Here is a 14,309-nt window from a genome sequence, read left to right as displayed (position 1 = left end):
GTACTATAGGTATACGGAATGTAAAATTTAAATGTATTGATATAAGGGAGGAATAAGAATGTACTGGATGTCATATATTATGCTTGTTTTTACATTATGCGTTTTGTTCTTTGTTCTATGGAAAATATATAAAATAAATGAAATGAAAAAAAGCGCAGGAAAACTTATTGCAATGTATCCTCGGGTGAAAAGACGTTGGATTGCATTACTTGGACCAACATATTTCATTGGACAATGTATGTATATATATGCTCAGTACGTAAGTGGCGATATTGATACAGTTGAACAGTTTTTTATTCAGATAGGTATTCATGCTGTAGCAAGTTGTTTTATGACTTTAATAGCTATACATCTTATTAAAAGTGTACAAATATATGAAAAAGGTGTAATAGATGGATTAAACTTTTATTCATATGAAGAATTGAAAGGCTATAAAACATCAACATGGGAAAATCCAAAAGAAAATATATTTTTATATCGCGGGAGAGAAAAAATGAATGACAATGTGAATTTACTTATTAGAAAGGAAGATATGAATGAATTAGAAAGCATTCTTCAAAGATATATTCCGAAATTAATGGTGAAATAAAAAAACTCCGGTTGTTAAAGCCAGAGTTTTTTTATTAGAACGCACGATTCACAACGTCTTTAACCTCTTCAAGATATTGTTTACGCACACTGTCATCCACAGAAGGAACACTTGTATAGAATGTATGCTCAATTGTTTCAATGCCTGTAAATTCAAAAATACCAACATCCGCTGTTTTCTTCATTGCATCAAACATGCCGCCTGCTGTGTATGCTTCTTTCGTATTTCCCATTGTAGATAATAACAATCCTTTTTTACCGCTTAATAACTTTTCAATACCGTTTTCACCGTAAGCATAAGCGAATCCGTGGCTAAATACACGGTCAACGTATCCTTTTAAAATAGCAGGAAGTCCCGCCCACCACACTGGATAAATGAATGTAATGCTATCAGCCCAAGAGATATGCTCTTGTTCTTCTTTAATATCTTCTGGTGTATTTCCTTGAGAAAATGAGATGAAATCGGAAGCGCCTAATACTGGATTAAAGTTTAATTCGTATAGATCGCGAACGCGTACTTCGTGACCTTTTCCTTCTAATTCACTTTTTACCGTTTCTAAAATCGCATGGTTGAAGCTTTTTGTATTCGGGTGTGCATAAACGATTACATGTTTCATTTTTCTTCCTCCTATTTGTGGATATGTGAATAGCTATTTGTATTTCTGTAACTATTATGGTTACTGCCTTTGTAGAAGTCAAGTAATACATATGTATGTATAAAAAGACGCTCGAAAATCGCCTTTTTATACCCCGCTCATACAAAGTACAAAGAAGACGAATAAAATGATAACAATACCAATGCCAAAGTTAAATACGAGAGTACTATCCATATATGTAGCCTCCTTGTTTGAAAGTAAAAAGCACTCTAGTTAAGAGTGCTTTTTTATTTTGAATCTACTTTATAACTTTTAGAAAGTGATTCATGCGTGTCATGATTTACATTATTTTATGTATTTATACTTTGAAATGAGTAAGTCCTTGTTGGATATAGAAAAAAAGACACTCGTTGGAGTGTCTTTTAAGATGACAAAATGTGCCAATTGCTTGAGGTTGATAAGACGCTAATTTCCGTGTTAACGCCTTTTCTCTAATCAAGAAGTGTAGCAACAGCGATTCAAATAAATTGTACCATCTGTTTAACCGCGGTGCGTATGCAATTGTGCATATGATGATCATGAGGTAGGTAATGAACTGTGAATAATTTGAAGTGATTTATTTACGATTTCTTCTGCGGCATATATGCCGATTGCGTCTGTTTTTAAAATATGGGGTTGTAAGCTATCATGCATTGCCCCTAACTCACCATGAAGTGGTGCGAAGGCATGGTTCGCCTTTTCAAGCATGCATAAATCAAGTAAAGAATCCCCAGCTGTAATAATCGTATCTATTTGCAAAATTTCTTTTATATATTGCACGGCGTCCCATTTATTAATTGGTTTTGGTACAAAGTATAGCTTTCTACCTTGAAGTGAATGATTCCATCCTTGTTTGTCTAACCAGGAAGTGAAGGATGATAATTCATCATAAGGAATGTTCTCCCGTTTAATAATGCAATAATGGAATAGATCATCAGCTGTTTTTTGCGATATAACCCAATCTTTATGAGCTATTTGTCCAAATTCCTTTAGTATGTCGTTTCCCTCTATACATTCAAACGATAGTCTTTCTTTTACTATCCTGTTCCAAGTACCATCTTGTTTACCGTTATGAAGGATATTACCGCCGTTACTTGTAATGGCGTATTCGGGAATGATTTCGTCTTGGAATAAAGAAATACGCTGAAACTGCTCAATAGTTCTTGTTGTAACTGGGATGAAATGTGAGTGCAGTTGCAATTTTTTTAGTAGTGAAATGGTTTTATGTGATATGAAAGAAATTTCTTTCCCATCTAAAGTTTCAATGAGTTGAATTGATTCATCTTCTATAGGGGCACGAAACGATTTCCGGGAATAAATAAGCGTCTGATCAAGATCACTGGCGAAAATCATATCGTTTCCCTCTTAAGAGGCTTAATGAGCCCGCAACATGAATAAGCCATATTCTCATAGATTTCAATAGGGACATTCTTTTCTTTAGCAAGAAGTAAAATATGCTTTAAATCGGGATTGTTTTGCTTCCGTATTAAAATTTTCCATGGTATTCTCCGGAGTAATACACGAGTTGTTTCGCCCACTCCTGGTTTGATTAAGTTAATATCGTCAATTTCAAAGTGATTTTGGATAGACTGTATATCTTTTAATCCTTGCCAAGAGGGATCAGTGTAAGTTGAAGTAATATAACGTAATTGATTATCTATATGAGAATGAACAGAAGGGAATAAATCTGTTACCTCATCAATGAATAAATTTGATAAGTCTTCTTGTTCTAGCTCTTTATAATATTTAACACCATGAAAATCATTTGGACCGATATAGGTGTCATTTAGTACAGTGCGGCTAATGAGTCCAGAGACTGTTGCATTTAAGCAAGCGCTAGGAATAAGAAAATCTTCACGTGTACCGTAAATTGAAGTACAGTAACCGGGATCAGCAAGCACAGCCATACAATGAGAAATGTGTGTATTATTTCGTTCGTTAAATGTGTGTACGGCATATTCTAATTCTTTTTTTATTGCACCTTTTCCAGTCCACCCATCAATGAATTGAATTGTTTCTTTAGGGTGATGTTCCAAAATATAATGGAGTGCATTTTCATCAATACCGCGTCCGCGAACAATAGAAATACAATAGTGAGGTACATCAAGGTTGTATTGATAGCGTATGTAGCGTTTGATAAGAATGCCAATAGGTGTACCAGCACGAGCTAATGAAACGAGGACAAGGTTAGTTCCTTTAGTTTGTATAATCTGTTCGGCGACAACTCCAACAGCGATGGCTAGTTTGTGTTTGTATTGTTGCAGGGAAGAAAAGAATAAATCCATATACGCTTTAGAGGGTTTATATTCCATTGGTAACATTTCGGAATAATGTGTGCCAGCTTGAATTGCTTGTTCTCTAGTTTCCGTGGAACTTTCTTTCATTAAATCACTAATATCTTTTAATAGAAAAATAGCATCATTTGGATTGTAACTACTAATATGAGAATTTAATTTTACCATAATTATCAACCTTCCTTTTCTATGCTATTTGAAAATGAGACGATATGAATAAAAGGAATAACTGTTTGTAACTGCTGTAGAAGAGGAGATAGGGCTTCTTCCCCTAAATCACGCTCAATGAAAACAAATACTTCATCGTAATCATGAGGTGAAATATTATAAAAGTAATTTGTAATAGTAGAATCTTCAGGACTTGGATATGAGAAATGATTATGAATGGCGTAGTTCACATCATTTGAAACAGAATGGATAGGGCTTCTTGTTGTAGATTGATATAAAATATTTTCACCCATTTCATCAGCAATTTTCATTGGGATATACATAAATTCACCCGTTCCGAGACAGAGTGTTCGTTTTCCCATTCTTTCTCTTTTTAAAGTTTTTCCTGCTTCTTGGGCGAAAGAATGAATGTGCTTTTGTTCATATGCTGAAATGCCAAATCGCCCAGTATATTTTATATAATTTGATGTATAGGGTGATTTTAGGCAGGTAAGGGTATGTTTTTTGAAATCAGGTTTTGTTTCTTCAATTTGAATATCTGTTTTTGCAATATTTAATGGTTGGCCAGTTGTATGAATACTGCCTTCTAATAAAGAAATAACATGAACCTTAATTTGAAGTTCTTCTTCTAATTGTTTAAATTGTTTTCTATTAGTATGAGAACGCCAGTCTAATAAAGAAGCAATTATATATTCTTCTCGTGGGAATTTATTTTGAATAGATCTAATAATATTTAATGCTGTTTTTCCTGTTGTCATCTCATCATCTACGAGAACAATCGGGTTGTTGTTTTGAAAAAAGCTTTCATCTACATAACAACGGTGCGATGTTGCATGAGAATGTTCTTCCTCAAATGTAATGACAGATTCTAGGTGGGGTATCGATTCCCTAGTTGTATGCACATACTTTGCATTTTGAAAGCATTGAAACATAGAATGACCAAGTGCTGTCGCTGTTTCAGCGAATCCGATGAACAAAACTTCTTCTTGCAGAGGATATTGATAACGAAATACTTCCTCTGGGATTTCATCAATTTCTAATGAAATGAGATTTAAAATTTCTTTTCGAAATGGATGAGAAATATTATGTAGTATTTCCATATATCTTGCAGCGAGAGCAACTCCACTTGATAGAGAGACTGCAGGTTTAATAGGAAGATGCTTTCCAAGGATTGTACTCACAAATAAAAAACTACGTTTCTTATTTATTCTCGCAGCCATTTGAAAAAGATTGTCTAGCGCTAAATTATATGGATTATCACGTACTTCTACATGGACTTGTATATTATTTAAAACGTTATACGTGTTGCTTTGCGTTTGTAATAAGGAGATCGGTGAATTGTTTGTTTTCATGTAGCACCCCGTAAATATTAGATTTTAAAATGGTTTTGCGAGCCCAGCTATAATGAGGTTTTACTTCATTCATTTTGTTAGAAAAACTGCTTTTTAGCACTCCATTATACGTATCTGCATTTTGTAAAATTGATCTCGCATCTAAATAATCTTCCATTGTGACAATGTGCATTGCCTGTACAACTTTAATATGAGATGGGTGAATAACTTTCTTTCCGATTAAGCCATTTGCATGGTCAAGTGAGACCTCTTGAATAAGCCCTTCTTCATGATCATTAGAAAAATATTCCCATACACATCCTGAAATAATATATTCATTTGTTGCCCTTGAGAAAACGTTAATAATGTCTGAAATACAATCACGGACAACAGTAATATGATAGATAGGTGTGTATTTATTGCGCCGAATACTAAATATACTTGAAAAATCAGTAGCACCAATACGTACATTTAAGATGTAATCGTGATAAGAATCTAGTAAATTTTTTATTTGTAATAATGATTCTGCCCGTGTTTCCTTATACATAATTTCGGGTGATTCTAAAATCGGCATGCCATATAGCGATAATGAGTATAACTCGTTTATATATGCAAGCTGATCGATATAAGTCTTTCCGTTAATCGGTGTGAATTTTGGAAAGACAAAACCACATAAACAATGAACAGCACTACCTAATTCAGTAACAATTGTCTTCATTTGACTTGGCTGTCGAACTCTAATAAAAAGAAGTGGGATGTCTGCTTGGTTTAGTATGTTGGCACTGACTAAGTTAGCGATTTGCTGTATTTGAACGACGATGTTTTGCTCTGCAAGTTTTACTTCCTCATCGCTGATAGCGTCCTCTAGACAAAGAATAATTGAGGTAGCATCCACATGTTTCTTTCTAATTATATCTTCCGCAATCGTTTCTTTCGTGCCGGGAGTATATAGTGTGGCACCTAGTGCGTAAGCTAGTTGTTCTTTCCCTATATTTTTTGAAAAACTAAGGGGTTCTTTATAGAAAAAATTTTGCCGTTCTTCCGAGGAGAGATAAGAAAAGTAATTCAAATTGTCACCACCTTATTTGTAATGATTCTGTTTAATCGTAACATAATAAGAAAAATCTTCCATAAAAATAAAGCGAGAAATTAAAAAATATATTGAGAAAGATGAATTATAAGATGAATATCGAATATTGTTAATAGAAATATAATAGGGGGAAAGAGAAAGTGGATATACATAAGTTAACAGAGGAAGAAGCAAATGAGATAAATACTTGGACGTACGAGGAACCTTATAGTTTATATAGTTTTTCAGGCGAGAAAGAAGTAATAGAAGAGCTATTAGATGGAACGTATTATGGCTGTTGTGACGATCAAGGAGACCTCATCGGTTATTTTTGTTTTGGAGCAAATGCACAAGTGCCAGGTGGAAGAGATGCTAATTTATATGGTGGAGAAGATGTGATTGATATCGGACTTGGCATGAAGCCGGCGTTAACTGGGAAGGGAATAGGGAAAGAATTCTTCCAAGCTGGAATAGCGTTTGCCACGAAAGAGTTTAATGCAAAAATGTTTCGATTAAGCGTAGCAACATTTAATACAAGAGCGATTACGGTATATAAAAATATCGGATTTAAACAAGGGACTATTTTTTTGAGTCGCGGAAGAGAATTTATGCTTATGGAATACGAAAGGCCGTCAGCATGAAACTGACGGCCTAGAAAACATTATTATTCTGAGTGCTCAGCTCGGTGCGCTAAACGGCTTGAAGCTGCGGCAGCAATTCCGCCAACGATATCGTCAAGGAATGTGTGCACTTTTCCAGTTGATTTATCATTTAAGTATTCTAAAATACCAGGTTTTAATTTATCAATATATCCAAAGTTCGTGAAACCGATAGAGCCGTACACGTTTACGATAGAAAGTGCGATAACTTCATCAATTCCGTATAAGCCTTCATCACGTTTTACAATATCTTGTAACGGTTCACTTAGCATTCCCTTTTCAGCAAGGACATCAAGTTCGATACCAGTAATCAGTGCGTTTTGTACTTCACGTTTTGATAGTACACGTTCTACATTGTAACGGCATTCTGACATCTCTAAATTTGGATGATATTTTTTTTGAAGAAAATGAACAAGTTCAGCAATATCGTCAATTGTTACACCACGTTCTTGTAATAGTTGTAATGCTCTTTCTTGTAGTTGATTTGATTCTTTCATGTTTATCACCTTTTTTTCTTTTTAGTATTTGTATACGTTTCGTTGCTTTATCCTGTGCATAGGAATGAAAGGCGAGCACAAGCTCATATATATAAAGAAAAACCATAGGTGGCGACTGCGATGATTCAGCATATTTATGAGCATTATCACATGCATGTTAAAGAATTAATCCCCCTTGGCCCCTATAAAAGCTTTTGGATTCGCAACAAAATTTATGTACTTGTTCCAATTGGAGAAATGGAGGAAGAAGTACTTGTAGAGATGAAAAAGCTCAGTGACTATATGAACCAGCAAGGGGATATAACTGTAGCGACTTTCGTTCCAACTATACACGGCTACTATGTAAGTGAGATAGAAGAACAAAATTACTGCTTATTAAAAGGTATGCGAGCGTTAGAACGACATGCTACGTCATTAGGAAGTGAACTTTCTATATTCCATAAACGAGGTGCATTCTTTCCAGAAGAAATCGAGCAATTAAGCCGCATTGGTGAATGGAAAGCGTTATGGGAAAAGAGACTCGATCAGTTAGAAAAGTTTTGGCAATCACAAGTGATGAACCACCCTACAGACGTATTCGATCAATTGTTTATTGAATCCTTCCCGTATTACTTAGGAGTTGCAGAAAATGCCATTCAATATGTTGTTGATACAGAAATGGATGATACGCCGCAACTAACGGATGCAGCGACAATTTGCCAAGAACGATTCACACCTTTATTATGGCATCAAACGAAGCGTCTCAAACTTCCTTTTGATTGGGTGTATGATCACCCAACTCGAGATATAGCAGAATGGATTCGCTATATGATGATTGAAAAAAAGAAAGACTGGGATCAAACAATCGTTCAATTTGTTACAGATTATGAACGAAATTACTCGCTGTCCTCATTTGGTTGGCGCTTATTATTTGCAAGGCTCCTGTTCCCGCTTCACTATTTTGAAACGGTCGAACGATATTACCAAACTGGAAACGAAGAACAAAAAAGCATATATAGAGATCGCTTAGAAGCCATTTTACACGATGTGAACCGCTCAGAGCAATTTATGAAGCATTTTTATGGCTCACTTCGTTTACCGGTAGATAAGCTCGGGATTAGAAAATTAGATTGGTTATCTTAAAAATATAAAAAAGAGACCGAGTGAGGTCTCTTTTTTATATACCACAATTTTATGTAATACATTATGCCCCTACCTGTTGATCTGTACATATATTTAAAACGAATTGATGCCTTTCGAGCTTTTCATTTACTTTACCCAATAATTCTTGCTGGATTTCTTTAAATAAAAATTGATAGCTTGTATTCCATGTTGGTATAACGGATGAAAGGCCTAATAAATACTCCTTTTTCTTTTCTAGTTCTTGAATTGTTACAAAAGTGTTCCCCATTTTTGGCATCTGTCGTCCCCCTATGTTTTTTTACTGTATATGTGTGAACGATTCACTATATAGTATTAATTATCGCATTTTTTGAGAAGGATTTCCAATTTTGTTTTATGATGTTAACGAATAAATGTGATTTGAATAAAAAAAGGAGACCAAATTTGGTCTCCTTTTAGAAGGCGATTCTGAACGAGCCGCTTCCGCTTTTAATTAAAATACTTGTTCTACTTCGATAACGCCTGGTACTTCTTCAAGTAACGCGCGCTCGATACCAGCTTTTAGTGTGATTGTAGAACTTGGGCAGCTTCCGCAAGCACCCATAAGGCGTAATTTTACGATACCTTCTTCAATGTCTACTAATTCAACGTCTCCGCCATCGCGAAGTAAGAATGGACGTAATTTATCTAATACTTCTAATACTTGTTCTTGCATATGTGGGTTTTCCATTTTTATCGACTCCTTTCATCAGTTTTATTATAATCAAGATAGAGGGGAAAATCTATTTTTTCTCTTCTTGTTTTATTGTCGAAATATTGTATCGTGTTTTTTCAGTATAGGGGTATGGAATAAGTTTGTAAAATGATGTGCTTATGTAATAAGACATCTGAATATACTGTTGGAACAAGAAGTGGGGGAGAAGAAATGGTTAATGTGCAAGTGTATGGGACGAAAGTAATTTGTGCGAGCTGCGTCGGAATGCCATCTTCAACAGAAACGTTTGAATGGTTACAAGCGGCAATTGGTCGTAAATATGAAGGACAAGAAAATAAATTTAATTTCGAGTATATTGATTTCCAAGAAGAACAAGAAGATGAAGATAAAAAAGCATTCGCAAAGCGAGTAGTGGAAGAAGATTTATTTTATCCGGTCGTTCTTGTAAATGGAGAAATTGTTGGAGAAGGAAATCCTCGTTTGAAGGATGTTTATGAAGAAATCGAGAAATATTTATAAAACAAGAAGTCTTTGCGAATTTGCAAAGGCTTTTTTATTGGAGGGATAGATATGAAAAATGGAGTGAAGCATGCGTTACCAACGGAAGTACAACAGTTAATGGAGCGGTACACAGTAGAATTAAAAGAAATTTTTTTGGATGAAAAAATAGTCGGGGTATATATTTACGGATCCATCGCACTAGGTGCATTTCATAAGGAAACGAGCGATGTTGATTTTGTTACAGTGATAAATGATTCCGTGAATGAAGCTGAAAAACAGCAGCTTGTGGAACTACATAATAAACTTAGTGATAATACGCTAGGTAAAAGAATGGACGGTATGTATATTCCGCTTGCTGACTTAGGGAAATACAATGATGAAATGAACGAGTACGTGTATTGTGCAGATGGTAAAGCTAATGTTGGTCATTGGGACATTAATGCGGTCACATGGTGGACGTTGAAAAATCAAGGCATTACAGTTACCGGAAAAGAAGCAGAAGATCTTCCGCTGCAAATAAAATGGAATGATGTAGTAAATACAATGAAATATAACGTAGAACAGTACTGGAGTGAAAAGGCGAAGAAGCCATATTTATTTTTTATAGAAGAGTGGGTAGAATCAGCTATCGTTACGATGGGACGTATTTTATATACACTAGATCATAAAACAATCGTTTCAAAAGATAGAGGATTGCAATACTTGTCAGAACGTTCAGCGGAAGAATGGGAGCTTTTATTAAAAGAAGTAGCGAGAATACGGCAGAACCCAAAAGAAAAGCGAATGCTCTCAAGGTGGAGAAGAGCAGATATGACGAAGAGGTACTTATTGCATTTAATTGAGACGTGTAGAGAGAAATGGTAGGGAAGAAAATGGACAATACAGTTGAGGTATTGTCTTTTTTATTTTGTAGTAGATAGAAAAGTATTTACAAGTATTGTGTAGAGGAAAGATAATAGAAAAAAATATGCGCATGGGGGAAGATGATGAGTAAATATAAATTACATATAGATAGAGAACAATTATGGAAAGGATGCGTTTTAAATTCGATTGCCCATGCAATTAATGTAGCGCATTGTCCAGATTTCTCACATGAAAGTTCATGGGATGGATTTAACTATAGTATGCAAGATAGCCAAGGGGGACAAGGGACAATTACGTTTCATCCGAATTACACGATTGTATGTCTTCAAGATGTGAATAGCGAGAGAATTGATGAGTGGATTGATGCGAAAAAATTTTTTGAAGGGGCACCTTCGGAAGTAATAGATATTGCGAAAGAAGAAGCACTTCAATACGTATTAGAAGAAGTAGAAGGCGAAACAGTTCCTTTGATTACAACTGCATTTTGGATTGAGGATAGCGGTGCGTATTCAATTGATTCATTTGAAGAGATGGAAGAGCACGGCGGATTCTTATTAGAAATTCCATTACTTGATACAGAATCAGCAATGGAAAGACTAGAAGAAGAGTATGAACTGACAGAGGAACAAATAGAGCTTTTACAACTCGTGTATGAGAAAAAAATCCAAAGGCCAAATGAGGAAATTAAGTTGTCTAAAGAAGAAGTAGCAATGATTGGAACGGAAGATAGCGAAGGATTGGAAGTTAGTAAGGACTCATTTGAAGAAATGAATATTACTTGGGAGTTGTAGGGGGGATAACATGTTTCCGATTGGTGATCAGCCGAAGATTATGAAAGACTTAGCAAGTATAGCTGGTGATTTAGAAGAAGTAGCGATTGAGGGGAAAACAAAAAAATATAGAACGACTAGCATCTTTGAAAGTTAAAAAATTATGGGTGTTCACAGTAAATCAAAAGCAGTTTGATCATATTCTTACGTATGTTTGTCCCGATATATTATACGTTTACAAAATGAGGGTCGAGGATTTAAGTAGCCTTCAGAAATTGTCCAATTTACAACAGTTGTATATGTGCTGGAATACAAAAGCGAAGACGTTATGGGATATTGATTATAATAAAAAACTCAAATCCTTACTAATTGATGATTTTTCTAAGTTAGAAGATTTAAGTGCTTTAAGTAAGTGCACACAACTCAATACCTTCTATATGGGTGGTGGAATAAATACAGTGATGAAAGTACAAACTTTAAAACCACTCGCTGAATTACAGCAGTTGCAAAAGCTTACTTTGATGAATTTAAAGGTTAAAGATGATTCATTAGAACCGTTAATGCAATTGAAAAATTTAAAGGAGTTAAGCTTATCTAATCAATTTAAAGTGGAAGAGTATGCAAAACTCTCTGTAGCATTGCCATATACGGTATGCGAGTCTTTTAAACCTTACGTATATATGAACGATGCAATAGATGGGAAAAATATAATGGTGACTGGGAGAAGAAGGCCAGTCCTTAATTCAAAAACGGATATTGTGAAGATGCAAAAGTATGAAGAACGATTTAAAAAGTTACAAGAGGAATATAAAGCACTAGTAGAAAGTACAATGTGAAATTACATTGTACTTTCTACTAGTTTTTTCATATACATATCAACTTCGTGAAAGAATATGGGCTCTTTTTCCTCGGTATTCAGATGCACGGTGCAATGTAAATATTGCTGTAAGTAGCGATTAGCTTGTTCGTACTGTTTTAATTTGTAGAAAGAAAAACAGGTAAGAAGTAGAAACGCTTTTTCTTCTAATATTGGAACGACAGCTAGTACCGGAGTAATGGAATGTATATTTATTTCCACTGAATTTTCATAAGATGCCCACGTTTGAAACCAGTCGAAAATAGTAGAAAGGTAATTCGGAATGTTGATAGTTTCATGTGAAACATTGTGCAATAGCTGGTTCTGTTTGATATGTATAGGCTCTATTCTTGTTTGTAGAATGCAAGCGAATATTGAAATGTTTTCTTTTATTTGTAATTGGTTCGTAATAAGCTGCGGGAGACCGATAGGGTGAACTCCTATATTTATATAAAAATCATCTCCAAACTGGCTTTTTTGTATGTTAATGAGCTTATAAAATCCGTTTTCAGCTTTGAAAAATGTATGTCTTTTTTTCTTAAAGCCGAGTGGTTTTAAAGTGGCGTGTAAATTTGTAATAAAATCTTGCTCCTTTTTAGAGCCAGGCTTATTCTTCGTCATATTCATAAGTAGTTAAGTTTTGTAAGAAACTTTCAAAGTTAGGTGCTAATTCAATAATTTCCTCAAACTCATTATCGATAAATATAACTGGAGGATTTTCAGCTACATTTCGATAGTCTAATGCAATCCATGTATGTCCATCACCAGATAAAAGTACGATATTCTCAGGCATTTCCCATTCTCGAATTAAATAGCGGCTCTCTAAAATACTAGATTCATTTTCATCAAAAGAAATACCATATAAACCAGATACATTAACGTGATCGTCTGCCCAAGAATTTGGCTTTGAAGTAGGGTGAACATCGAGACGAAGAGTTCCCCCATTTTGGTACGCCAAGTTCTCCTATAAACGTAGCGGCGTGAAATGGAGGGGCTGACTCTTACACAGCCTAACTATTTGTTCGAATTTTATGGGTGAAACTCCCATTCTAGGATAATAGCTCATTAATCCTAGCCATGATACCCCTACATGCGCTAACTTACACACGAGTTAGGGTCTGAAGTTAGGTAAGGTCGTAACCTGATGGCACAACTCACTAATGCCTATATGGTGCGGTGGTCTTTAAAAACATCCCAATGGTGACGAAAGGAATCCATGTCTTGAAGCGTCGTGAGGGAATCCCTTCTTAACGTGAGCAATCGGAAGGAATAACGGGAACAAGGAGAGGTTCGAAATTCTAATCCTTGCACATAATCGGTTTCGTAATTACCGTTTATGCTGAACCAGTATGTTAGAGCTACTCAAGACTGGTGAGTACCGTCGGCGTAAAGTGGGCACCTAAAGGAATGTAAAATAAGGGATAGAACAAATGGAACTTGGGAAGCTTGCATTGCCATAGGGAGTGTGATCCTGCTTGAAACAATGCAAGTGGCAGCGGTCTCGTAGTAGTGAGGAAGCGGAGTAATGTCCGTGGAGCGAAGGGGACCAGTCGATTCAGAATAACAATGGATATTTCAAATGTCTATATGAACCTCTTCTAGAGTGGGAATTAAACAGCACATCGTTACAATCGCTTGAATAATGGGGAGATGTAATGAGGATTAAAGGACATTTGATAGATAATGAAGCACAGCTCCAAGATAAGTTAGACCTAATATACAAAAAGGCCAAAGAAGATAACTCTTCTTTTCATGGCATGATAGAACTAATGAAAAACAAGCAGGCTATTAAAACGGCAATTCACAACATTAAAAGCAATCGTGGGAGTAAAACGGTCGGGATTGACAAGAAAGACGTGAACTACTACCTACAAATGGAAACGGAACAGCTTATCAAACTCATTTGGGAACACATAGACAACTACAAACCTAAACCCGTTCGAAGGCATTACATTGACAAGGGCAATGGTAAAAAGCGTCCTCTAGGAATCCCAGCCATGATAGATAGGATAATCCAAGAAACAGCAAGAATGGTGTTAGAACCCATAGCGGAGGCGAAGTTTTTCAACCATAGTTATGGTTTTCGTCCCTATCGTTCATGTCACTATGCGATAGGCAGAATCTTGAATACCATTTCTAGGTCAAAAACGTACGTAGCCATCGAAGGTGACATCAAAAGTTTCTTTGACCATATTAACCATAATAAACTTGTTGAAATAATGTGGAATATGGGCATAAAGGATAAGAGATTCCTAACTATT

16 protein-coding genes and 2 pseudogenes are annotated in these 14,309 nt (G+C 35.5%); 8 read left to right on the top strand and 10 right to left on the bottom strand.

The features are described 5' to 3' along the window. Window positions 1–58 precede the first annotated feature (58 nt). Window positions 59–589, top strand: coding sequence for an iron ABC transporter substrate-binding protein (locus MR168_RS07555; RefSeq protein ID WP_086411337.1), 531 nt, complete (start codon window positions 59–61; stop codon window positions 587–589). 34 nt (window positions 590–623) lie between these two features. Here the strand turns inward: MR168_RS07555 and MR168_RS07550 are convergent, their stop codons facing one another. The 5 genes from MR168_RS07550 to MR168_RS07530 all read right to left on the bottom strand — a co-directional run bounded on the left by MR168_RS07550 (window position 624) and on the right by MR168_RS07530 (window position 6,085). Beyond that, the gene (locus tag MR168_RS07550) at window positions 624–1,205 is read right to left on the bottom strand and encodes an NAD(P)H-dependent oxidoreductase (RefSeq protein ID WP_086411336.1); all 582 of its coding nucleotides are present in this window, start codon (window positions 1,203–1,205) and stop codon (window positions 624–626) included. 555 nt (window positions 1,206–1,760) lie between these two features. Then, window positions 1,761–2,576 (bottom strand): HAD family hydrolase, encoded by an 816-nt coding sequence (locus MR168_RS07545; RefSeq protein WP_000575384.1) that lies wholly within the window; start codon window positions 2,574–2,576, stop codon window positions 1,761–1,763. After that, a complete protein-coding gene (locus MR168_RS07540) occupies window positions 2,573–3,685 on the bottom strand; it encodes a cysteine protease StiP family protein (RefSeq protein ID WP_000239908.1) in 1,113 nt (370 codons plus the stop codon). The genes MR168_RS07545 and MR168_RS07540 overlap by 4 nt, the downstream gene beginning before the upstream one ends. 5 nt (window positions 3,686–3,690) lie before the next feature. Then, window positions 3,691–5,037 carry a phosphoribosyltransferase family protein gene (locus MR168_RS07535; RefSeq protein WP_086411335.1) on the bottom strand — a complete coding sequence of 449 codons (1,347 nt, stop codon included), beginning with the start codon at window positions 5,035–5,037 and terminating at the stop codon, window positions 3,691–3,693. After that, the gene (locus tag MR168_RS07530) at window positions 4,982–6,085 is read right to left on the bottom strand and encodes an HpcH/HpaI aldolase/citrate lyase family protein (RefSeq protein WP_086411334.1); all 1,104 of its coding nucleotides are present in this window, start codon (window positions 6,083–6,085) and stop codon (window positions 4,982–4,984) included. The genes MR168_RS07535 and MR168_RS07530 overlap by 56 nt, the downstream gene beginning before the upstream one ends. Window positions 6,086–6,246: 161 nt before the next feature. Here MR168_RS07530 and MR168_RS07525 point away from each other — a divergent pair, with 161 nt between their 5' ends. Then, complete coding sequence (locus tag MR168_RS07525; RefSeq protein ID WP_006918864.1) at window positions 6,247–6,726, top strand: GNAT family N-acetyltransferase; 480 nt, start codon at window positions 6,247–6,249, stop codon at window positions 6,724–6,726. A 23-nt stretch (window positions 6,727–6,749) separates the two neighbouring features. On the opposite strand, the gene MR168_RS07520 is transcribed toward MR168_RS07525, so the two are convergent. Beyond that, window positions 6,750–7,241: a phosphatidylglycerophosphatase A family protein gene (locus tag MR168_RS07520; protein ID WP_000665103.1), complete on the bottom strand. Its 492-nt coding sequence runs from the start codon at window positions 7,239–7,241 to the stop codon at window positions 6,750–6,752. Window positions 7,242–7,361: 120 nt separating this feature from the next. On the opposite strand from MR168_RS07520, the gene yutH reads away from it, so the two are divergent. Next, window positions 7,362–8,363, top strand: coding sequence for a spore coat putative kinase YutH (yutH, locus tag MR168_RS07515; protein ID WP_000614215.1), 1,002 nt, complete (start codon window positions 7,362–7,364; stop codon window positions 8,361–8,363). Window positions 8,364–8,424: 61 nt separating this feature from the next. Here the strand turns inward: yutH and MR168_RS07510 are convergent, their stop codons facing one another. Together MR168_RS07510 and MR168_RS07505 are read right to left on the bottom strand one after the other, a co-directional pair. Then, window positions 8,425–8,640, bottom strand: a complete 216-nt coding sequence (locus tag MR168_RS07510) for a hypothetical protein (protein ID WP_001125507.1) — start codon at window positions 8,638–8,640, stop codon at window positions 8,425–8,427. A gap of 195 nt (window positions 8,641–8,835) precedes the next feature. Beyond that, the gene (locus tag MR168_RS07505; protein WP_000431159.1) at window positions 8,836–9,072 is read right to left on the bottom strand and encodes a NifU family protein; all 237 of its coding nucleotides are present in this window, start codon (window positions 9,070–9,072) and stop codon (window positions 8,836–8,838) included. A gap of 195 nt (window positions 9,073–9,267) precedes the next feature. Between MR168_RS07505 and MR168_RS07500 the strand changes: the two genes are divergently transcribed. The 4 genes and pseudogenes from MR168_RS07500 to MR168_RS07485 all read left to right on the top strand — a co-directional run bounded on the left by MR168_RS07500 (window position 9,268) and on the right by MR168_RS07485 (window position 12,028). After that, on the top strand, window positions 9,268–9,576 hold the full coding sequence (locus MR168_RS07500; protein ID WP_086411332.1) for a YuzD family protein: 309 nt from the start codon (window positions 9,268–9,270) through the stop codon (window positions 9,574–9,576). A gap of 51 nt (window positions 9,577–9,627) precedes the next feature. Continuing rightward, window positions 9,628–10,422: a nucleotidyltransferase domain-containing protein gene (locus MR168_RS07495; protein WP_086411331.1), complete on the top strand. Its 795-nt coding sequence runs from the start codon at window positions 9,628–9,630 to the stop codon at window positions 10,420–10,422. 122 nt (window positions 10,423–10,544) lie between these two features. Next, complete coding sequence (locus MR168_RS07490) at window positions 10,545–11,213, top strand: hypothetical protein (RefSeq protein WP_076876496.1); 669 nt, start codon at window positions 10,545–10,547, stop codon at window positions 11,211–11,213. Window positions 11,214–11,223: 10 nt separating this feature from the next. After that, window positions 11,224–12,028 (top strand): annotated as a pseudogene (locus tag MR168_RS07485) (leucine-rich repeat domain-containing protein). A gap of 2 nt (window positions 12,029–12,030) precedes the next feature. On the opposite strand, the gene MR168_RS07480 reads toward MR168_RS07485, so the two are convergent. After that, a complete protein-coding gene (locus tag MR168_RS07480; RefSeq protein ID WP_069604585.1) occupies window positions 12,031–12,669 on the bottom strand; it encodes a DUF4304 domain-containing protein in 639 nt (212 codons plus the stop codon). Then, a pseudogene (locus MR168_RS07475) lies at window positions 12,656–13,006 on the bottom strand (SMI1/KNR4 family protein); the annotation flags it as partial. The gene MR168_RS07480 and the pseudogene MR168_RS07475, both read right to left, overlap by 14 nt. 697 nt (window positions 13,007–13,703) lie before the next feature. Between MR168_RS07475 and MR168_RS07470 the strand changes: the two are divergent. Then, the coding region (locus MR168_RS07470) for a reverse transcriptase domain-containing protein (RefSeq protein WP_242291222.1) at window positions 13,704–14,309 on the top strand (606 nt) is incomplete at its 3' end.

It is taken from the genome of Bacillus cereus group sp. BfR-BA-01356, assembly GCF_022663635.1.
Lineage (GTDB): Bacteria > Bacillota > Bacilli > Bacillales > Bacillaceae_G > Bacillus_A > Bacillus_A cereus.
The sequence above is the reverse complement of the archived record's forward strand: the minus strand, read 5'-3'. Positions and strand labels throughout refer to the sequence as shown.